Here is a 20548-nt window from a genome sequence, read left to right on the forward strand (position 1 = left end):
GAGGCGACCCGTTGGTCCCGACGATGGTGCGGAAGGCCGACGCCTCGCGCGCCGGCCACAGGTTCCCGTCCCTCCGCCGGTACGAACCGGATCAGGTTCAAGGGTCAGGGCGTGGTGCCCACTCTCAGCCCGGTTAGGGCCCCCCTCGGAACGATTCCAACCTCTTCCGCCGCGCCATCCTTGTCAATCCGTGTCGGCAAACACGCGATTCGGAGTGTTCGGTTTCACCGGACTCTTCGGAATGGCTACGGCCGACCCCGAACCTTGCCGGTTTGCCGCGCATCTCGAACAACGGCCTCACCCAAAACTCACCAATCCGCGAGGGAGACCGCCGGATCGGCCTGCAAATGTGGATGGGCGCGGGCTTCGGGGTGGCGCGGACGCCCGCCATCCGCGACACAGGCTCTCGATGAGCACGGTCGTTCCCTTCCGCAGGCCCCAACCCACCCGTTCCCGCGTCGCCAGCGACGCGGCGGCCGTGGCGGGTGATCTCCTGGACGTTCTCGATCGGCTCGAAGGGCTGGTGGAGCGCGCCGCCGCCATGGACCGCCCGGCCATCGAGGTGGAGCGCAGCGTGCAGCACCTGCTCGACGCGATCGGCGCGGTCGAGCGCGCCTCCGACACCATCGGCGAAGGCGGCGGGCCGGAGAGCGCGTGAGGGTTTTTTCGAACCGCGCGTCTCCCCGCCCATCCCCCTCATCCTGAGGTGCTGCGCAGCAGCCTCGAAGGAGGGCTCCAGTTCGCTCAGCGATCCCTGGAGCCCTCCTTCGAGGCTTCGCTTTCAGCGAAGCACCTCAGGATGAGGGGGGCAGGAGGGATCACGTCCCCGCGGCGAGCACGCTCGTGATGATCGTGCCGTAATGGCACGCGGTGGCGGCGAGCACGAAGGCGTGCCAGATCGCGTTCTGGAACGGCAGGCTCCGCCAGACGTGGAACACCACGCCGACCGAGTAGAGCAGGCCGCCGGTGGCGAGCAGCCAGAAGGCGGAGGGGCTCAAGCCCGAGATCACCGATTCGTAGGCGAGCACGCCGCTCCAGCCGAGCATCAGGTAGAGCACGATCGAGACCCGGTCCCAGCGGCCCGGCATCAGGATCTTGATGGCGATGCCGGCGAGCGCGACCGTCCAGACCAGGGCGAGCAGGCTCCAGGCGACGATTCCCGAGCCAACCAGCGCCACGACCGGCGTGTAGGTGCCGGCGATCATCAGGTAGATGAAGGCGTGGTCGAGCCGGCGCAGGATCCATTTGCGTGGCGAGATCGGCCACATGTTGTAGGCGGCGGACGCCCCGAGCATCGCCACCAGAGCGGTCGCGTAGACCAGCAGTGAGGCCCGCTCCATCCAGCCGAGATGGTTCAGCGCCGCGGTGACGATCAGGCAGACCGCCCCGAGAACACCGAAGAGGACGCCCGCGACGTGGACGGCTCCATCCGCCCGCATCTCGCGCGGCGTATAGTGCCAGGTCAGGCCCAGGGGGCGCCCATCGTCCGCGACAAACATCCTATGCTCCCGCGTTGGTGTCGTTCAATTCTTCAAGTCACAAGTCGTTCCATCCGAAAAATACGCATCCACAGGTGTCAATCTGAGTGTCGCACGAGAGTCATGAACGAATGACAACTGGTCTTGCCTTGTGCGGCGCAAGAAGAAGCGCATGGCATGTTGCATCGCCGTGCACGCAGCGTGCAGGATCGGGACGGACCGCGACGGTTTCGTGAACCGCCGCCGCGCACGCAGCAGGTTTCGAGCCAACCACCGGGTGGCACACCGGGATCAGGAGCGAGACCGTAAGCCGCGGCGGGGCGCGGGCTCGTTTCGGTCGAGCGCCTCGACTTCCGCCAGCATCGCCTGGGCGATCCCGCGCGGATCGGGCACCTCCCACGAGACTTCGAAGGCGCCGCGTTCGCGGTAGAGCGTGCCGGGCGCGTGGAGGTAGCGCGCCCGTGTCCCGTTGAGGCCGTCGAGCAGAGCGAAGTTGGCGTTCAAGGCCGGCTGCCAGTTGAGGCCGACGAGGCGCCGGTTCGGGGCCGCGAATACGGTGGTGTGGAAGGCCGAACCCACGGTGCCGAGGATCGTCCGCCGCTCCGAGAGCAGGCGCACCTGCGCCGGCCAATCGAGGGTCTCGGGATGGACGATCTCGACGCCGTGGCGCGCCAGCTCGTCGGCGATCTCGTCCTCGTTGACGAGCCGGGTGATGCCGGACGCGAGCCGCGTCTTGGCGAGGTAGGCCGGGCGCGCCACGGTATCGACCTCGCCCAGTGTCCAGAAGCCCGCGCCGATGGCGCGGCAGAGATCGCCGTAGACGGCGTGGACGCTCGCCTGCTCGTGCAGCGCCGGCTCCGGCACCAGCACATCGGCAAGGCGCACCGGGCGCTCGAAGGTGACGAGATCGTCGAGCGTGAAGCCCAGCCGCCCAAGGATTTTTTCCAGGAACGGTGCGCTCCGCCAGCTTCCGAGCTTGGCGTGGCAGAGCAGCTTCGGCCGCTCGCCCTGCCAGCCGACGAGCGGCCAGAGATGGGGCAGGGTGTTGATGAGGAAATGCCCGTAATGCAGCGCGAGCAGGCCGATGGAGAGCAGGGGCCCGGTCTCCACCGGCTCCGGCTCGGGCAGCGGCACGCTCGGCGCGCGTCCGGTGCCGAGGAGGCTGCCATCGCGGGCGAACAGGCCCCAGGGTGCGTCGCCGTCGATCGGGTGGAAATCCGCGTGGGCGAAGCGGCGCCAGCCGGGCCGGGCATCGTGCCGCTCGCAAGTGCCCCACAGCGTCCGGCACGGCAGCAGGGGAGGGCGCTGCCGCGCCATGCGGGTCAGCGCCCGGCCAGGGCCTCGAACCCGATCGGCACCATCGGCTGGGGCGCGGCCGGGGCGGGCGCGGCGGCGGTGCCGAGGCTGAGCCGGGCGTGGACGGTCGCCATCACCAGCACCGCCATGGCGAAGACCTGATGGGCGAGGCCCGCCCAGAGCGGCACCTGCAACAGCAGCGTGACGATGCCGAGCCCCATCTGGGCGGTCGCCAGCACCGCGACGCCCACGGCCCGGCCCGCCGCCGGTCCGGCGGAGCGGCGGAGCGCATCGACGGCGTGGATCAGCGCCACCAGCACCACGAGATAGGCGAACAGGCGGTGGTTGAGCTGGACCAGGGTGAGGTTGTCGACGAAGTTCTCGATCCACGGCACCTGCGCGAACAGCGCTTGGCTTGGGGGTAGGAACATCCCGTCCATGTCCGGCCAGGTGTTGTGGACGAGGCCGGCCTTGGAGCCGGCCACCAGCCCGCCGAGCCAGATCTGCATCAGCACCAAAGCCGGCATCAGGCAGGCTCCTGTCCGCACCGGGCCGGGAGCGGGCTCCAGTGCGCCGGGCCGGGTGCCCGCGGCGAGCCAGACGAGGCCGGCCAGGATCAGGCTCGCGGTGGTGAGGTGGAGCGCGAGCTTGAGCGGGGCCACCGCAGTCATGCCGGGCTGGAGGCCCGAGGCGACCATGATCCAGCCGATGGCACCCTGAAGCCCGCCGAGCAGCCCGAGACCGAGCAGCCCGAGCAGCAGGCGCCGCGAGAGGAAGCCGCGCGCCCAGAAGAACAGGAACGGCAGGAAGAACACGAGGCCGACCACGCGCCCGAGCAGGCGGTGGCCCCATTCCCACCAGTACAGCGTCTTGAAGTCGGAAAGCGCGATGCCCTGGTTGAGGATGCGGAATTGCGGCGTGTCGCGGTACTTGCCGAACTCCGCCGCCCAATCGGCCGCGCTCAGCGGCGGCACCACGCCGGTCACGGGCCGCCACTCCGTGATCGACAGCCCCGAGCCGGTCATCCGCGTCGCCCCGCCGATGGCGACCATCGCGACCACCAGGGCCGCCAGCAGGTAGAGCCATGCCCGGACGGCGCGCTGGCCGGCGCGCGCGGGAGCGAGGTCGGTCGAGGCTGGGGACAGTCGCATGATCTTTTGCGGGTTCTCGCCGGAAAGGCCGGATATGGCCCGTGCCTTACGGGAAGCGGTGGGCGGGGCGCAACGCGGCGGATGATCGGGGGGTGTCGCAGCTTGTCTTTCGCGCCATCACCGACCGACCGGCCGGTTCCGACCCTGCGCGAACCTTGACCGCCTTTTCCCGAGCATGATCTGATTGCCGCGATGGAACCGCTTTCCGATCCTGCCGCGCGTGCTCGTGCCTCCGGCTCCGGCCAGCCTCCGGCGGACGGGTTCTCGGCTCTGACGCCGGAGCTGTCCGTCCGCGATCTCGACGAGAGCCTGCGGTTCTGGTGCGGCCTCCTCGGCTTCGCGGTGGCCTATGATCGCACAGCGGCGCGGTTCGGCTATCTCACGCGGGGCGGCGCTCAGATCATGCTGTGCCAGCACAACGGTCGATGGGACACAGGCTCCCTCGAGCGCCCCTACGGCCGCGGCGTGAACTTCCAGATCATGGTCGATCGGCTCGCCCCGATCCTGACTGCACTCGATGCGGCGCGTTGGCCGCTGTTCGAGGCGCCAAGCGAGGCTTGGTACCGGATCGGACCCATGGAGGGCGGTCAGCGGGAATGCCTCGTTCAGGACCCCGACGGGTATTTGGTGCGCTTGGCCGAGAGCCTCGGGCAGCGGCAACCGGAGTAGCATCCCGGCTGCGGATCGGACACCGGGGCCCGGTTTGACGCAGCGTCCCGGCGTTGCGGCCCGAGCCTCCGGCCGGTACGACCGTGCGACCTCGAACGACACGGTATCCCGCACCCATGCGCCGCCGTACGCGCACCTTCCTCGGCACCTTCGGCATCCTGGCCTTCGTGATCGTCTACGCGCCGCTCGCCATGGCGCTGGCCGACAGCCGGATCTCGCAGGCGCATCCGGCGATCCAGACGGTCGCCTACTGCATCCTCGGCATCGCCTGGATCTTTCCGCTGATGCCGCTGATCCGCTGGATGGAGCGCCCCGACAGTTAGCGGCGCGACAGGGTGCGGACAGCGGCGAAAAGATTTCATTAATCATATTGGGCGACGCGGAAGGGACGCGGCGCGCACCTTTTTTCGCCGCACTCCCCGGCGAGAAGGCCTGACGCCTGCCACGCTCAAGCTTCCCCGCCGCCTCACCCAGGGTCGCCCGCCGCATCATGCGCCCTCCGTTCCGCTCGATCCTCCTCACGTCCGGCTGCCTGCTGGCGCTCGCCGTCCCGGCCGCGGCGCAGGGCGCGCCGCGCTCCATGGCGGAGTGCGAGCGGCTGAAGAACGACCTCGCCTACAACCAGTGCCTGGCGATGTTCGGACCGCCCGCCCGCAATGTCGGCGGCGGAGACGGCTCCGCCGCCATGAGCGCCCCCGTCCCCGTCGCCTCGACGGCGACGATCCCCGGCATCCCGGCGGTCGAGGAGCCGGAGGTGCAGGAGGGGCGCCGCGGCCGCCGCAGCCGCTACAGCCGCCGCAACGGCCGGATGAGCGCCGCCTTCACCGTCGGCACCGTGGACGACGGCGGGAGCGTCGCCGAATCCAGCTCCGAAGCGCCGCGCCAGCGCCACAGACGTCGGCGGCGATAGCCGAGAACCGCGCCGCTCACGGTTTTCGGGCGGGCTGTGTCTTGACTTCGAAAGCTTAGCCGTTTCCGGTCGCGTCGGATGACAGGACGAAGGAGTCCGGGATCATGACGATCGATCGCAAGAACGCCGCGCTCGGCGGCTTCGCGCCGCGGGCGCCCTTTCTCAACCGCCGCGGATTTCTGGCCGGCTCCGCCGCCGGTCTCGGTGCGCTCAGCCTCGGTGGCTGCGTCACCGCCGACGGCGCGCTGATGGCGGAAGCCGCCAAGACCTACGGGCCCCTGCCGGACGAGAAGTTCGCGATCCCCGCGGTCGACATCAGAAAAGTCGATCCGAAGTACTACCGCCGGACGGTGCAATACGCCTCGAAGGAGGCGCCCGGCACCATCGTGGTCGATCCCGGAAAATACTACGTCTACCGGATCGAGGAGGACGGCATGGCGACCCGCTACGGCGCCAATGTCGGGCGCGACGGGTTCCTGTGGAGCGGCGACGCCTATGTCGGCCGCAAGTCCGAATGGGCGACCTGGACCCCGCCCAAGGAGATGATCAAGCGCCAGCCCGAGGCCGCGAAATACGCCCGCGGCATGCCCGGCGGCCTCGACAACCCGCTCGGCGCCCGCACGCTCCACCTGTACCAGAACGGCGCCTACACGCTGTATACGATCTACGCGAGCAGCGACCCGGAAACGATCGGCTCCGGCATCACCAGCGGCTGCGTCGGCCTGCTCAGCCAGGACATGATTCATTTGTATTCGCGCACGCCGGTGAAGACGAAGGTGGTGGTCCTTCCGGCGTGAGACGATCGGAAGGCGCACTTTCACCCTGAACGCCCGTCATTCCGGGGCGCCGAAGGCGAACCCGGAATCCACCCGTGATGCGATGCGAAAACGGAGCGTCGAGGCCAGTCGTGGATTCCGGGTCCCGCTGCGCGGCCCCGGAATGACGGTGGTGATTACCCGATCATCCTGAACGTAAGTCCGCGCTCACGGCTCCCGCGCCATCGCCTCGACGGTGCGAACCAACAACGCGATGTCCTGCGGGCGCGACAGCCTGTGGTCGGCGTCCTTGATGAGCGTCAGGCGCGTATCGTCCGCCGGCAGGCGTTCTAGGATGCGCAGCGCATGGGCGTAGGGAACATCCGGGTCGCGCATCCCTTGCAGGATGTGGACCGGGCCGCCCGGCTCCAGCGCCTCGCCGAGCAGGAGGTGCCGCCGCCCGTCCTCGATCAGCGCCATGCGGATTGGGTCGGGCTCCGGCGCATAGTCCGTTGGGCGGTACCAGACGCCTTCGCGTTCCAGCGTTTTTCGGATTTCGGGGGGGAACGAGGCCCACATCAGCTCTTCCGTGAAGTCGAGGGCCGGAGCGATCAGCACGAGGCCGCCGACGCGACCACCCTGCCGCGCCCGGTTGCGGGCGGCGAGGCAGGCGACCCAGCCGCCCATGGACGAGCCGACGAGGATCGGCCGCTCGCCCGCATGCGCCGCGATCACGGCTTCCGCGTCGGCGAGCCAGTCGGAGATGGTGCCGTCCTCGAACCGCCCCTCGGACTCGCCGTGGCCGGAATAGTCGAACCGCACCATGCGCCGGCCCGCGCCCGCGGCCCAGGCATCGAGGGCGGCGGCCTTGGTGGCACGCATGTCGGAGCGGAAGCCCCCGAGCCAGACCACCGCCGGGCCGTCGCCCTCGCGGATGCGCAGGGCCAGGCGGCGCGGGTTTTCGCCGCCGACGGTCAGGTGCGTCACGGGCAGATCGTCGGGGGAGGGGGGTGTCGTCGTCACGTGCGCGAAAACCCTCGCAATTCGGGAAAATCCGGTGAGGCACCGTTTACCGAACCGTAAAGCGCCTGAGTCGATTCTCAAGGGATGAACGCGTTTCGAGCGACCCTCCCGCGGCCGCGGGGCCGGCGATGAACGGGGTCGGCTTGTCCGGGGGCCCGGTCCAGGCGGGTGAGCCGCCGCCGCTCGCGGGCGTCACGGTGCTGCAGATCATCCCGGCGCTGGAAGCCGGGGGCGCCGAGCGCACCACCGTCGATGTCGCCGCCGCGCTCGCCGAGGCCGGCGCCCGGGCGCTGGTCGCCACCGAGGGCGGCCGGCTCGTTGGCGAGTTGCAGGCCAAGGGCGGCACCTGGGTGCCGTTTCCGGCCAACACGAAGAACCCGCTCGCCATGGCGGTGAACGTCGAGCGGCTCGCACGGCTCTGCCGCCGCGAGGGCGTGCAGATCCTCCACGCCCGCTCTCGCGCCCCGGCCTGGGTGGCGCTGGGGGCCGCCCGTCGCCTCAGAATCCCGTTCGTGACGACCTATCACGGCAGCTATTCGGGCCGCACCGGCGTCAAGCTGCTCTACAATTCGGTGATGGCGCGGGGCGACGTCGTCATCGCCAACTCGCACTACACCGCCGACCTGATCCGCCGGGCGCATCCCGAGCAGGCGGGCGACCGGATCGTGGTGATCCATCGCGGCACCGATCTTTCCACCTTCACGCCCTCGGCGGTGGCGCCGGCACGCGTCGAGGCCCTGCGCCGGGCCTGGGGGGTCGCCCCGCACGAGCGCGTGGTGCTGCTCGCCGCCCGCCTCACCGCCTGGAAGGGCCAGCGCGTGCTGATCGAGGCGGCGGCCCGGATGCGCGACCTCGGGCTCACCGATCTCGCCGTGGTGCTGGCGGGCGACGCGCAGGGGCGCACGAACTACGAGCGAGAGTTGGACGCCCTGATAGAGGCGCGCGGCCTCACCGGCATCGTGCGCCGGACCGGCCACTGCACCGACATGCCCGCGGCCTTCCGCGCGGCTTCCGTGGTGGCGGTGCCCTCGGTCGAGCCCGAGGCGTTCGGGCGCTCGGCGGTGGAGGCGCAGGCGCTCGGCATCCCGGTGGTCGTCTCCGATCTCGGCGCGGTGCCGGAGACCGTGCTGGCCCCGCCCGACGTCGATCCCGCCCAGCGCACGGGCTGGCGCGTGCCCGCGGGCGACGCGGTGGCGCTCGCCGACGCCCTCGCCGAGGCGCTGACGCTCCGGGCCAGCGCCCGCGACGCGATGAGCCGCCGGGCGCAAGGCCATGTCGAGGCGCATTTCTCCCTCGATCGGATGATTGCAGGGACGCTCGGCGTCTATGCCGGGCTGCTCGGGCGCGGGACTTTAGGGGCTGCGTGAACCGAACGCGCTCCCGCGAGTTGACTTGCCAAGAAGATTTGCCAAGTTAGCGCCGTCCGGCCGAGCCGGATCGATCGGTGGCCGGGGCTCGCTCGAAGCGGGGTCTTCAGGCTGCCGTTTCGTCGTTGATACAGGAGAACCAAGCCATTCGCAGACCAATGAGAGCCATGCCGGCCCCGCAGAAGGACGGGCCGCGCGCCAACCGGGACATCCGCGGCGTCCGCGACGTCCAGCTCATCGATCAGGACGGCCAGAACAAGGGCGTCGTGCCCTTCTTCGATGCCCTGGCGATGGCCGAGGAGATCGGCCTCGATCTCGTTGAGATCGCCCCGAATTCGGTCCCCCCCGTCTGCAAGTTCCTCGACTACGGGCGCTTCCGCTTCAACGAGCAGAAGAAGCAGAACGAGGCGCGCAAGCGGCAGAAGACCGTCGAGGTGAAGGAGATCAAGCTCCGCCCCGGCATCGACAAGCACGATTACGACGTGAAGATGAAGGCGGTGCACCGCTTCTTCGAGGAAGGCGACAAGGTGAAGGTCACCCTGCGCTTCCGCGGTCGCGAGATGGCCCACCAGGACATCGGCCTGCGTCTGCTCGAGCGGGTCAAGGTCGAGACGGCCGAGATCGCCAAGGTCGAGAGCGAGCCGATGCTCGAAGGCCGCCAGATGATCATGATCCTGGCGCCGCGCTAAAAGAGATTCGTCCGGTTCGGCCGGACCCATGCGCTGTCCCCGAGAGGGGACGGCGCATTTTTTTGTCTCGATGAGCCGCCGTCATCCCGGAGCCGCGGAGCGGAACCCGGAACTCGCGACTGGCCGCGAAGCCGTATAGGGCCGCGCATCACGGGGGGATTCCGGGTTCGCTTCACGCCCCGTAATCACAGTGGACGGGAAGGCCGCCCCACCGGAGAGGCGAGGCGGCTCGAGGCCCGAAAGATTACTTCAGCATCGAGATCTGCACGTCGCCGACCCTCCGGGTCACCGCCACCGTCACGTCGTGGCCGTGGCGGTGCAGGCGGATGTCGGCGCGGGACGAGCCGAGCTTGAGATTGAACAGCTCCACCGCCTCCAGAAACTTCGGCAGCACCGGGTTGCGGAAGCGAATGCGGTTGCGGGCGTGGTCGAGTTCGAGCCCGAGGGTCGCCGCCAGGAAGGCGAACGGCGCCGCCGCCGCCCAGGCCTGCGGCGAGCAGGCGACCGGGTAGCTCACCGGCCCGCGCTGGCGCCGCCGCATGAAGCCGCAAAAGAGTTCCGGCAGCCGCTTCTGGTCGTAATAGAGGCTGGTGTCGAACATGCCCTCGAACACGCGCGCCGCCTCGTCCTTGAGGCCGTAGCGGGCGAGCCCCATGGCGCAGATCGCGTTGTCGTGCGGCCAGATCGAGCCGTTGTGGTACGACATCGGATTGTAGCGCGCTTCGCCCTTCGCCACCGTGCGGATGCCCCAGCCGTTGAAGCCGTCCTTCGACAGGAGCTGGCCCGCCACCTGTGCCGCCCGCTCCGGCAGGGCGATGCCGGTGAACAGGGCGTGGCCGGTGTTGGACGAGCGAACCGCGCAGGGGCGTTTGGCCCCGTCGAGCGCCAGCGCATAGGTGCCGATCTCCTCGCACCAGAACGCCTCGTCGAACTTTTTTTGTAGTTTTTCGGCGTCGGCCGTGAGTCGCGTCGCCAGATCGCCTTCACCGAGGAGATTCGCAAGCTTCGCCGCGCCCAGCTTCGCCGCATAGACGTAGCCCTGCACCTCGCACAGCGCGATCGGCCCTTTGGCCATGGCGCCGTCGGCGTGGAAGATCGAATCGTGGCTGTCCTTCCAGCCCTGGTTGGCCAGCCCCTGCTCGGTCTCGCGGGCGTATTCCACGAAGCCGTCCCCGTCGCGGTCGCCGTACTGGTCGATCCAGTCCAGCGCGAGCTTGAGCTGCGGCCAGATCGAGCGGATCGTGTCGAGGTCGCCCGTGACCTCGTGGTACTGGGCGGCCAGCATCACGAAGAGCGGCGTGCCGTCGATGGTGCCGTAATAGTGCCGGAACGGCACCTCGCCGAGCATCGCCATCTCGCCGCGGCGCGTCTCGTGCAGCACCTTGCCGGGCTGGGCGTCGGCGGCCGGATCGACAGCCTTGGCCTGGGTCGCGGCGAGGAAGCGCAGCACGCCCTTGCCGAAATTCGGGTCGATCCACAGCGCCATCATCGCCGTGATGATCCCGTCGCGCCCGAACACGGTCGAGTACCAGGGGATGCCGGCGAAGGGGTAGACGCCCTCCTGCGTGCGCGTCGCCAGCATGTAGAGGTCGGCGGTCGCGCGGCAGAGGCCCTCGTTGAACTGGTCGTTCGAGGAGATGATCGTGGTGATGCCGGCGGTCAGCCCGCGCAGGTCGCGGCGGTTGTCGCGGTAGGCGCGGGCGAAGATGCGGCCCTCGCTCAAATTCCGGTCCGGCCGGTCGGAGAGGCTGCCCGCCGCCCGCGACAGACCGGCGGCGGCGGCCTCGCCGGCCTTCTCGGGGCCGGGCACCTTGGTGAAGGCACGATGCGACTCGAAGGCGACGCGGATGAACAGCGAGGTGTTGGCGCCTGGCGCGAGTTCCACCACGAATTCGGCCTTGCCCGGCTCCAGCAGATGCGGCTTGGGGCCGAGATGCACCGAGGTGGTGCGGACGATGTCGTCGAGGCCGGCGTAACGGAACTGCACCTCGGTGTCCGAGCGCCGCTCCACGGTGCGCTTGCCGCGCTTCGTCCGGTCGGAGCCGCGCACCTCGAACAGGTCGCGGAAATCGGCATCGAACGTCACCCCGATGCGAAGCTTGCGCCGACGGGTGTCGTAGTTGCGGAGGCCGATCCGGTCGTAGCAGGTGCCTTTGAACAGAAACTTGGTACGCTCCAGCGCGATCAGCTCGCGGGGGATCGCGGTATCGTCGCCGGCGTCCAACCGGATGTCCGGCGTGGTGAGATCGACCGACAGCGCGCCGTTGTCGTCTTGCATCGCCGAGGACAGCATCATCGGCCGCTCGTCCTCGACGGTGAGTGCGAGACGCGAGAGGTAGCGGGTATCCTGGAAGTAGAGGCCGTCGGCGCCGGGATACCAGCCGATGTCGCCGTAGCTGTCGAGGACGGCGAAGGCCTCGCCGTATTTTAGCGAGCGCAAGGGGCGCTCGACGAGCGAGGCCTGAGCCTCGATGTGGTACTGGGGCAGCGCCTCGTCCGCGTCCTGAAAGCCTGCCTTCGCCGCCTGCTTGGTCTCATTCTCGGCGTATCTGGCCTTTGCCGCGTCGTCCTGTGCCGCCATGCGAAGCGCCTCCTGCCGATGATCCGTGCGAGTCGTTGGTCCTGAAACCTCGCAAGGTCCGGACCTTTCGAATCGAAAACCGCCGGTCGTGTGGCACGACCGGCGGCGTGGTGAGGATCGTTCAGTTAGGCGCCGGGCCGGCCCCGGCGAGAGGGCCGGCCATAGCTTTTGGGTGTTCGGCTTTTAAGCGGGCATCGCAGCGACGTGGATCGGCGCGCCGGCCTTGCCGTTCAATTCGCCGTACTGGGGCGAGAAGGCGCCCGCCGACGGCATCTTGATGACGTTGCCCTGTCCGGCGAGGAGCTGCTCGTAGGCCGAGACGTACTTGCGGACCATCACTTCGGCGGTGAAGCGGCCCTCGAAGTGGCTGCGGACGCCGGCCCGCGGCAGGTCGCGCACCTTGCGGCAGGCCTCGACCGCCTCGTCGAGCGTGTTGACGATATAGCCCGACACGCCGTCCTTGATCACCTCGGGGACCGAGCCGTTGCCGAAGGCGATCACCGGGGTGCCCGCCGACATCGCCTCGATCATCACGAGGCCGAAGGGCTCCGGCCAGTCGATCGGGAAGGCCAGCGCCAGGGCGTTGCCGAGGAAGTCCTTCTTCTGCTCCTCGTTGATCTCGCCGATATACTCCACCAACGGGTGGTGGATCATCGGCTCGATCTTCTCGTCCCAGTAATCCTGGTCGGCCTTGTCGACCTTGGCGGCGATCTTCAGCGGCGTGCCGGAGCGGATCGCCATCTCGATCGCGCGGTCGGGGCGCTTCTCGGGCGAGATGCGGCCGAGGAAGGCGAGGTAGCCGCCCTTGGCGTCCGGATAGAACGGGCAGTTCTGCTTCGGCAGGCCGTGATGGATCGTGGCCAGCCAGTTGGAGTTGTCCGGCATCGGCTCGCGCTGGTTGTCCGAGATCGAGACCAGCGGCATGCCGGTGAAGGTGTTGTAGACCGGCATGAAGTCCGGCACGTCGAGGCGACCGTGCATGGTCGTCAGGCACTTGTGGTACAGATCCTCGAACATCGGATACTGCAGCAGATCGATGTGGAAGTGGATCACGTCGAACTCGTGCGCCCGGCGATGGACGTGGTGCAGCATCGCCAGATGGCCGGCGGTGTGGTCGCGGTAGCCGAGAAGGCGCAGACCCTCCGGATGGCAGGCCGCGAGCTTGGCCGAAGTCTGCGAGTCGCCGCTGGCGAACAGCGTCACGTCATGACCCTGACGGACGAGTTCTTCCGTGATCCACGACACGACACGCTCGGTGCCGCCGTAGAACTTCGGAGGAACAGCTTCCGCGAGCGGGGCTACCTGGGCAATGCGCACGAAGACGTCTCCTGTGACCGGGTATGGAATGTTGCAGAGACTAATGGAGGACGCGGCCTGAGCGGGACATGAACGAAACCGACGGCCAAGGTTTATGGTTCCGCTCCGCCTCTGGCGCGACGGGGAATCTTTGCAAGCCCACCGAATGCCGGCTTTCCACAGTCTTCGCGTTCGTGGGCGTATGAGACCTTGACGTGCGATAAGCGTCCGCGTGGCGCATGGGTTGCCCGCTCACGATCGATTGAAACCGGAAACGGTTTCTGCCATAAGCCGCCCGCGTCGAACCGCCCGGCCGATAGGGCTGCCGTGGCGGTTCCCGTTGCTCCAGCAGCATCACAGCGCAAGGCTCCGGCTCTCCGGCCGGCCCGCCGTTGCGTCAGGAGAGCCAAATGCCCAAGCTGAAGACCAAATCGGGCGCCAAGAAGCGCTTCAAGATCACCGGCACCGGCAAGGTGATGTACGCCCAGGCCGGCAAGCGCCACGGGATGATCAAGCGGACCACGAAGCAGATCCGCAACCTGCGCGGCACCACGACCCTGTTCGAGGGCGATGCCGCCAACGTGAAGAAGTACTTCCTGCCGAACCAGCGGTAAGCCTTCACGCCCAGCCGAATCTGTCTTTCTAGAATCCGAGGAGATCTCCCATGGCCCGCGTCAAACGCGGCGTGACCAGTCACGCGAAGCACAAGAAAGTCCTGAAGGCCGCCAAGGGCTATTACGGCCGGCGCAAGAATACGATCCGCATCGCCAAGCAGGCGGTGGAGAAGGGCCTCCAGTACGCCTACCGCGACCGGAAGAACAAGAAGCGCACCTTCCGCGCTCTCTGGATCCAGCGTCTCAACGCGGCGGTGCGCGAGCACGGCCTGACCTATTCGCGCTTCATCAATGCGCTGGCGAAGTCCGGCATCGAGGTGGACCGCAAGGCCCTGTCCGAACTCGCCATCCACGAGCCGGCCGCCTTCGCCGCCGTCGTCGAGAAGGCCAAGTCGGCCCTGCCGAAGGCCGCCTGATCCGCGTTCCGCCCTCAATGGGCGGAGTGCGACCCTTCCATTCAAGGCGCGGCGCTTCGAAGGAGCGCCGCGCCTTTTCGTTTTTCGGATCACGACGACGGCCGCCCCTTGCGGGATCGCGGGCAACGCGAAACAAGCGGCCCGCGGCCCAGGAAGGCTGCAGTGCGGCCGCATTCAGGGACAGTGAAGCGTGATAGATCTCGACGCTCTCGAACGCGACCTTCTCGGCCAGATCGAGCAGGCCGGTGACGAGGCCGCTCTCGAAGCCCTGCGTGTCGCTGCGCTCGGCAAGAAGGGCAGCGTCTCCGAACTGCTCAAGACGCTGGGCGCGATGACGCCGGACGAGAGGCGTGAGCGCGGCCCCCTCATCAACGGCCTGCGCGACCGGCTGCAGGGCGCGATCCTCGCCAAGCGCGAGACCCTGGCCGAGGCCGCCCTCGACGCGCGGCTCGCCGCCGAGCGCATCGACGTGACGTTGCCGCTTCGCGAGGCGCCGGAGACCCGCGGGCGCATCCATCCGATCAGTCAGGTGATCGAGGAGATCACCGCGATCTTTTCCGATCTCGGCTTCTCGGTGGCGGAAGGGCCCGACATCGAGACGGACGAACTGAACTTCACCGCGCTCAACTTCCCCGAGGGCCATCCGGCCCGCGAGATGCACGACACGTTCTTCTTGCGCCCCGATAATTTCGGGAAGCGCAAGCTCCTGCGCACCCACACCTCACCGGTGCAGGTGCGGACCATGCGGGCCAAGCAGCCGCCGATCCGCGTGATCATGCCCGGCCGCACCTACCGGCACGATTCCGACCAGACCCACACGCCGATGTTCCATCAGGTCGAGGGCCTCGTGATCGACCGCTCGGCCAACATCGCCAACCTGAAATGGGTTCTGGAATCGTTCTGCCGCGCCTTCTTCGAGGTCGACAGCGTGACGATGCGCTTCCGCCCCTCGTTCTTCCCCTTCACCGAGCCGTCGGCGGAAGTCGACATCCAGTGCTCGCGCAAGGACGGGGAATTGCGCTTCGGCGAGGGCACCGACTGGCTGGAGGTGCTGGGCTGCGGCATGGTCCACCCCAACGTGCTGCGCAACGGCGGCCTCGATCCGGATCAGGTCCAGGGCTTCGCCTTCGGCATGGGCATCGATCGCCTCGCCATGCTCAAATACGGCATGCCGGACCTGCGCCCGTTCTTCGAGGCGGACGTGCGCTGGCTCGACCATTACGGCTTCCGGCCGATCGACGTGCCGAGCCTGGTCGGCGGGCTGACGGGGTGAGACATTCTCCGGCGGGAGACGAGCGATGCTGAAGAACGCGGATGTCCAAGCTCTCGCCAGCGAGATTTTCGCGCAGGCGCTCGGGCCCGAGCGGTTCGACCATCTCGAGATCGAGACCAAGACCGACCATGATGGGGAACCGTCGTTCTACGTGCTGCTCCATTACAAGCCGGGCGTCGATCCGCGCGACGTCAAGGATGTGTCGAGGGCGCACGCCGATCTGAGACGGCGCCTTCTCGACCTCGATGAGGAGCGCTTCCCCTATCTGCGGCCGTTCTTCGTCGGCGACGAAATCCTGGCCGGCGGCAACGAGGAGGAGCCGTCGTCCTGATGGCACGCCTCGGCAATCCGCTCGTCTACGACCTGCTCGTCGTTGCCGACATGCTCGCGATGCAGAAGGGTCGCAAGAACCTGCGCAAGGCGTCGATGCGTCGTGCGGTCAGCAGTGCGTACTACGCCGTGTTTCATGCGCTCTGCTTCGTCTGCGCGAGCCAACTCGTCGGCTGGAGTAAGGCGAACGACTTGCTCGAACCCGTCTATCGGATGCTCGATCACGGCAGCGCCAAGAATCGGCTGACCGGCAAGGAGGCGGCCGCGATGGCGCCGGCCATCCTAGAGATCGGTTCACGCTTCAAGGATTTGCAGGAGGCGCGGCACGGGGCCGACTACAGGACGCCCGCGCTCGAACTTTCCCGCGACCTGACGCTCCAGCACATCGCGGAGGCACGCCGGATCGTCGACCTGATCGAAGCCCTCCCGCCCGACGACCGTTTGAAACTCGCGATCCTTCTGGTCACGAAGGCCCGCTAAGGCACCGCACCCGATGAAATTCACCCTCTCCTGGCTCAAGGACCACCTCGACACCGAGGCCTCGCTCGACGCGATCAGTGAGACGCTGACGCGCATCGGACTGGAGGTCGAAGGCATCGAGGACAAGGCCGCCGCGCTCAAGCCCTACGTGATCGCGCGGGTCGTCTCCGCCGAGCAGCATCCGAACGCCGACCGCCTGCGCGTCTGTCAGGTCGATGCCGGCGACGGGCAGCCGTTGCAGGTCGTGTGCGGGGCGCCGAACGCGCGCGCCGGCATGCTCTCGGTCTTCGCCCCTCCCGGCACCTACGTGCCGGGCAAGGACATCACCCTCTCGGTCGGCACGATCCGCGGCGTCGAGAGCCGCGGCATGCTGTGCTCGGGCGCGGAACTGGGCTTGAGCGAGGACCACGACGGCATCCTCGATCTGCCGCAGGATGCGCCGGTGGGCACGCCCTACGCGGTCTGGGCCGGGCTCGACGATCCGGTGATCGAGATCAACCTGACGCCGAACCGCGCCGATTGCGCCTCGATCCACGGCATCGCCCGCGATCTCGCCGCCACCGGCATCGGCACGCTCAAGCGCGAGCCACTGCCGCCGGTGCGGGGGGAGGGCGCCTGCCCGACCGAGGTGACGCTGAAGTTCGATGGCGCCGACAAGGGCCTGTGCCCGCTCTTCGCGCTCCGCCTCGTGCGCGGCGTCAGGAACGGCCCTTCGCCCGAATGGATGCAGAAGCGGCTGCGCGCCATCGGCCTTCGCCCGATCAACGCGCTCGTCGACATCACCAACTACCTCACCTTCGACCGCGGCCGGCCGCTTCACGTGTTCGACGCGAACAAGGTCGCGGGCGGCCTCGTGGTGCGCCGCGCCGAGGAGGGCGAGAGCGTGGTCGCGCTCGACGGCAAGACCTACCGGCTCGACGACGACACGGTCGTCATCGCGGACGGCAACGGCGTCGAGTCGATCGGCGGCATCATGGGCGGGCAGGCGTCGGGCTGCGACGAGGGCACCACCGACGTGCTCATCGAATCCGCGCTCTGGGACCCGCGCAACATCGCCCGCACCGGCAGGCGCCTCGGCATCATCACGGATGCCCGCTACCGGTTCGAGCGCGGCGTCGATCCGGCCTTCGCCCTGCCGGGGCTCGATCTCGCGACGCGCCTCGTGATGGATCTGTGCGGCGGCACGCCGACGCAAGCCACCATCGCCGGCGAGGTGCCGGAACTCTCCCAGGTCGTCGACTTCCCCTGGACCGAGGTGCGGCGGCTCGCCGGCATCGAGCTGTCGCGCGCCGAAATGAAGGTGACGCTGGAGACGCTGGGCTTCCACGTCGCCGGCTCGGGCGACCGCGTGAAGGTGCTGCCGCCGTCCTGGCGCGCCGATGTCGAGGGCAAGGCCGATCTCGTCGAGGAGATCGTCCGCATCGCCGGCCTCGACCGCATCGAGCCCAAGCCCTTGCCGCGCGTCGAGGCGGTGGCGCACGAGCCGATGCTCACCGTGTTGCAGCGGCGCACCCGCCTCGCCCGTCGCGCGCTCGCGAGCCGCGGCCTGATGGAGGCGGTGACCTACTCCTTCATCGCCGCCGAGGATGCGCGGCTGTTCGGCGGCGGCGGGGCCGATCTGGCGCTGGCCAATCCGATCGCCGCCGACCTCTCGGACATGCGCCCGAGCCTCGTGCCGGGCCTCCTGCGAGCCGGCCAGCGCAATGCCGACCGGGGTTTCACCGACGTCGCCCTGTTCGAGGTCGGCCAGTGCTTCGCCAGCGACGAGCCCGAGGGCCAGTCCGTGCGCGCGGCCGGCATCCGCCGCGGCACCGCCCGCCACGGTGGAGCCGGACGCCACTGGGCCGGCGCGGCGGCGCCCGTCGATGCGTTCGATGCCAAGGCGGACGCACTCGCCTTGCTGACCGCGCTGGGCGTGCCGACCGGCGGCCTTCAAGTCGTCGCGGGCGGCCCCTCCTGGCTCCATCCGGGTCGCTCGGGCACGCTCCAGTTCGGCCCCAAGACCATCGTCGGTCATTTCGGCGAGCTGCATCCGCGGCTGATCAAGGCGATGGACCTCAAGGGCGTTCAGGTCGCCTTCGAGATCGTCCTCGACGCCCTGCCGCTGCCGCGCCACCGCCCGACCAAGGCCAAGCCTGCGCTGACGCTGTCCGGCCTCCAGGCGATCTCCCGCGACTTCGCCTTCGTGGTGGCCCGCGACGTCACCGCCGCCGACATCCTCAAGGCGGCCCAGGGCGCCGAGCGCAAGCTGATCGCCGGCATCGACGTGTTCGACATCTACGAGGGCGTCGGCATCCCGGAGGGCTCGAAATCGGTCGCCGTCGCGGTCCGGCTCCAGCCGAGCGAGCGCACGCTGACCGATGCGGAGATCGAGGCGGTGAGCGCCAGGATCGTCGCCGAGGTGGGCAAGAAGACCGGCGCGACGTTGCGCGCCTGACGACGGATTGAAGGAAGCCCGCCATGGACGCCGAACTGGTCGAGCAGCTCTCGGTCGCCGAGACCATGCCGAAGCAGGCCCTGCGCCGGGCGATCGCCGAGCCGGAGGCGGTGGCCGAGCCCGTGCTGCGGGTTCTGGCCACCGCGGCGGACGCGCCCGACACGGTGGGCGACAACGACGCCAACCTGCTGTTCTGGGGCCTGCACGCGCTGGCGGCGGCCCGCGACACGCGGGTCTACGGGCCGCTGATGCGCCTGCTGCGCCACGACGGCGACACGGTCGATTCGATCCTGGGGGACGCCGCCACGATTACCACGGCGCCGATCCTGGCGAGCGTGTTCGACGGCGACGTGGCTCCGCTCCACGCGCTGATCCTCGACAGCGCCGCCGACGGCTTCATCCGCTACGAGGGCTTCAAGGCGCTCGCCTTCCTGACCCGCCAAGACCGCCTGCCGCTCGACGACGCCCGCACCCTGCTGCTGCGCTTCGAATCCGCGCAGGCCGCGGTCGAGGGCGACATGGCCTGGGTCGGCTGGGAGGAGGCGATCGCCTATCTCGGGCTGACCGATCTCGCCCCGAAGGCCGAGGCGGCGCGCCGCGACGGGCGCCTCACCGACGAGTTCAGCGACGCGGCGTGGTTCCGCAAGGCCCTGCGCCAAGCCAGCGCCGAGCCGCCGGACCTGTCCGAGTTCGGCGACGGCTACGGCACCCTCGACGATCCGGTCGCGGCGCTGGCCTGGACCGAGGAATCCTACGGCCAGCCGGTGGTGAACCCGTACAAGGATGTCGGCCGCAACGATCCCTGCCCCTGCGGCTCGGGCAAGAAGTTCAAGAAATGCTGCCTGAATGCGGCTGAGGCAGAGGGCGGCTCGGGCCTCAAGCTGCCGGGTTTGGCGTGAGGCCGTTCAGCGGGTTGTCCGGGTCCCAGGCGTAGCCCAGGGTCTCGAACCGCATCGAGCGGGCGTCCACCATCAGCAGGCGCCCGACCAGCGGCTCGCCGAACTCGGCCACCGCGCGCAGCACCTCCATCGCCATCAGCGAGCCCATGACGCCGGCCAGAGCCCCGAGCACCCCCGCCTCGGCGCAGGGCGCGACCGTGCCGGGCGGCGGCGGGCTCGGAAACAGGCAGCGATAGGTCGGGTTCGGCTCACCCGTGGGACCCGTCTCGTGGGCGCGGATGGTGGTGAGCGAGCCGTCGAAGGCGCCGAGCGCCGCCGTCACCAGCGGTTTCTTTGCGTGGAAGCAGGCGTCGGAAACGGCGTAGCGCGTCGAAAAATTGTCCGAGCCGTCGGCGACGAGGTCGTATTCCGCCATCAGCGCGGGCGCATTCTCCGGCGTGATCCGGAAGGCATGCGCCACCACGCGCACATGTGGATTCAGCCGGGCGACGGCGTCGGCCGCGCTCTCGACCTTGGGGCGCCCGACGTCGGCCGTGCCGTGGATGACCTGCCGCTGCAGGTTCGACAGCGACACCGCGTCGTCGTCGACGATGCCGACGGTGCCGATGCCGGCAGCGGCGAGATACTGGATCAGCGGCGCGCCGAGCCCGCCCGCGCCGATCACGAGCACGCGCGCTGCCTTCAGCCGCGCCTGTCCCGGCCCGCCGACCTCCCGCAGCACGATGTGGCGGGCATAGCGTTCGAGTTCGTCCGACGAGAGAGCCATGCCGGCCATGTAAGCGCGCGGGCCGCGCGGCGGAAGCGGTGGTTTGGGCAGGCGAGGGGGCGTGTTACCGCTGCCCCACAATGCGACGGCTGATCCCACCCACTCCCCTCATCCTGAG

The 20548-nt window shown here is 69.0% G+C and carries 21 protein-coding genes and 1 riboswitch; of the genes, 14 read left to right on the top strand and 7 right to left on the bottom strand.

The annotated features are described in order from the left end of the window. Nucleotides 1-51 precede the first annotated feature (51 nt). Nucleotides 52-156, bottom strand: a riboswitch (TPP riboswitch). Between the two features lie 253 nt (nt 157-409). Further along, on the top strand, nt 410-658 hold the full coding sequence (locus tag ASG52_RS14585) for a hypothetical protein (RefSeq protein WP_056244397.1): 249 nt from the start codon (nt 410-412) through the stop codon (nt 656-658). 160 nt (nt 659-818) lie between these two features. Here the strand turns inward: ASG52_RS14585 and trhA are convergent, their stop codons facing one another. The 3 genes from trhA to ASG52_RS14600 form a co-directional block, all read right to left on the bottom strand. Then, entirely contained in the window at nt 819-1499 is a 681-nt protein-coding gene (trhA, locus tag ASG52_RS14590) for a PAQR family membrane homeostasis protein TrhA (protein WP_056244398.1), read from the bottom strand. A 270-nt stretch (nt 1500-1769) separates the two neighbouring features. After that, on the bottom strand, nt 1770-2795 hold the full coding sequence (locus tag ASG52_RS14595) for a glycosyltransferase family 61 protein (RefSeq protein WP_056244401.1): 1026 nt from the start codon (nt 2793-2795) through the stop codon (nt 1770-1772). Between the two features lie 5 nt (nt 2796-2800). Then, nucleotides 2801-3925, bottom strand: a complete 1125-nt coding sequence (locus tag ASG52_RS14600; RefSeq protein ID WP_056244403.1) for a COX15/CtaA family protein — start codon at nt 3923-3925, stop codon at nt 2801-2803. A gap of 192 nt (nt 3926-4117) precedes the next feature. On the opposite strand from ASG52_RS14600, the gene ASG52_RS14605 reads away from it, so the two are divergent. The 4 genes from ASG52_RS14605 to ASG52_RS14620 all read left to right on the top strand — a co-directional run bounded on the left by ASG52_RS14605 (nt 4118) and on the right by ASG52_RS14620 (nt 6301). Then, a complete protein-coding gene (locus ASG52_RS14605) occupies nt 4118-4594 on the top strand; it encodes a bleomycin resistance protein (RefSeq protein WP_082552570.1) in 477 nt (158 codons plus the stop codon). Nucleotides 4595-4710: 116 nt separating this feature from the next. Beyond that, a complete protein-coding gene (locus ASG52_RS14610; protein ID WP_056244406.1) occupies nt 4711-4917 on the top strand; it encodes a DUF2842 domain-containing protein in 207 nt (68 codons plus the stop codon). Between the two features lie 167 nt (nt 4918-5084). Then, a complete protein-coding gene (locus ASG52_RS14615) occupies nt 5085-5504 on the top strand; it encodes a hypothetical protein (RefSeq protein WP_056244408.1) in 420 nt (139 codons plus the stop codon). A gap of 104 nt (nt 5505-5608) precedes the next feature. Continuing rightward, complete coding sequence (locus ASG52_RS14620) at nt 5609-6301, top strand: L,D-transpeptidase (protein ID WP_056244411.1); 693 nt, start codon at nt 5609-5611, stop codon at nt 6299-6301. 186 nt (nt 6302-6487) lie between these two features. Here ASG52_RS14620 and ASG52_RS14625 read toward each other — a convergent pair whose 3' ends face one another. Continuing rightward, entirely contained in the window at nt 6488-7282 is a 795-nt protein-coding gene (locus ASG52_RS14625) for an alpha/beta hydrolase (RefSeq protein WP_056244414.1), read from the bottom strand. Nucleotides 7283-7410: 128 nt separating this feature from the next. Here ASG52_RS14625 and ASG52_RS14630 point away from each other — a divergent pair, with 128 nt between their 5' ends. Together ASG52_RS14630 and infC are read left to right on the top strand one after the other, a co-directional pair. Beyond that, on the top strand, nt 7411-8649 hold the full coding sequence (locus tag ASG52_RS14630; RefSeq protein WP_056244417.1) for a glycosyltransferase family 4 protein: 1239 nt from the start codon (nt 7411-7413) through the stop codon (nt 8647-8649). A 167-nt stretch (nt 8650-8816) separates the two neighbouring features. Continuing rightward, nucleotides 8817-9338: a translation initiation factor IF-3 gene (gene infC, locus ASG52_RS14635; RefSeq protein WP_244535445.1), complete on the top strand. Its 522-nt coding sequence runs from the start codon at nt 8817-8819 to the stop codon at nt 9336-9338. A 244-nt stretch (nt 9339-9582) separates the two neighbouring features. Here infC and ASG52_RS14640 read toward each other — a convergent pair whose 3' ends face one another. Together ASG52_RS14640 and ASG52_RS14645 are read right to left on the bottom strand one after the other, a co-directional pair. Then, nucleotides 9583-11919, bottom strand: coding sequence for an amylo-alpha-1,6-glucosidase (locus ASG52_RS14640; protein ID WP_056244423.1), 2337 nt, complete (start codon nt 11917-11919; stop codon nt 9583-9585). A 183-nt stretch (nt 11920-12102) separates the two neighbouring features. Then, nucleotides 12103-13236, bottom strand: a complete 1134-nt coding sequence (locus ASG52_RS14645; protein WP_056244425.1) for a glycosyltransferase family 4 protein — start codon at nt 13234-13236, stop codon at nt 12103-12105. A gap of 389 nt (nt 13237-13625) precedes the next feature. On the opposite strand from ASG52_RS14645, the gene rpmI reads away from it, so the two are divergent. From rpmI to ASG52_RS14680, 7 genes are all read left to right on the top strand, one after another. Further along, nucleotides 13626-13829, top strand: a complete 204-nt coding sequence (gene rpmI, locus ASG52_RS14650) for a 50S ribosomal protein L35 (RefSeq protein ID WP_056244427.1) — start codon at nt 13626-13628, stop codon at nt 13827-13829. A 50-nt stretch (nt 13830-13879) separates the two neighbouring features. Next, complete coding sequence (gene rplT / locus ASG52_RS14655) at nt 13880-14245, top strand: 50S ribosomal protein L20 (RefSeq protein ID WP_012453520.1); 366 nt, start codon at nt 13880-13882, stop codon at nt 14243-14245. A 190-nt stretch (nt 14246-14435) separates the two neighbouring features. Further along, complete coding sequence (gene pheS, locus ASG52_RS14660; protein ID WP_056244429.1) at nt 14436-15518, top strand: phenylalanine--tRNA ligase subunit alpha; 1083 nt, start codon at nt 14436-14438, stop codon at nt 15516-15518. Nucleotides 15519-15543: 25 nt separating this feature from the next. After that, the gene (locus ASG52_RS14665; protein ID WP_056244432.1) at nt 15544-15849 is read left to right on the top strand and encodes a hypothetical protein; all 306 of its coding nucleotides are present in this window, start codon (nt 15544-15546) and stop codon (nt 15847-15849) included. Next, complete coding sequence (locus tag ASG52_RS14670; RefSeq protein WP_056244435.1) at nt 15849-16328, top strand: hypothetical protein; 480 nt, start codon at nt 15849-15851, stop codon at nt 16326-16328. The genes ASG52_RS14665 and ASG52_RS14670 overlap by 1 nt, the downstream gene beginning before the upstream one ends. A 13-nt stretch (nt 16329-16341) precedes the next feature. After that, entirely contained in the window at nt 16342-18765 is a 2424-nt protein-coding gene (gene pheT / locus ASG52_RS14675) for a phenylalanine--tRNA ligase subunit beta (protein WP_056244436.1), read from the top strand. A gap of 23 nt (nt 18766-18788) precedes the next feature. Beyond that, nucleotides 18789-19664, top strand: coding sequence for a DUF1186 domain-containing protein (locus ASG52_RS14680; RefSeq protein WP_056244439.1), 876 nt, complete (start codon nt 18789-18791; stop codon nt 19662-19664). Here ASG52_RS14680 and ASG52_RS14685 read toward each other — a convergent pair. After that, complete coding sequence (locus ASG52_RS14685; protein ID WP_156383967.1) at nt 19642-20430, bottom strand: HesA/MoeB/ThiF family protein; 789 nt, start codon at nt 20428-20430, stop codon at nt 19642-19644. The two genes, ASG52_RS14680 and ASG52_RS14685, sit on opposite strands and share 23 nt — an antisense overlap. Nucleotides 20431-20548 lie beyond the last annotated feature (118 nt).

It is taken from the genome of Methylobacterium sp. Leaf456, from assembly GCF_001425465.1.
Lineage (GTDB): Bacteria > Pseudomonadota > Alphaproteobacteria > Rhizobiales > Beijerinckiaceae > Methylobacterium.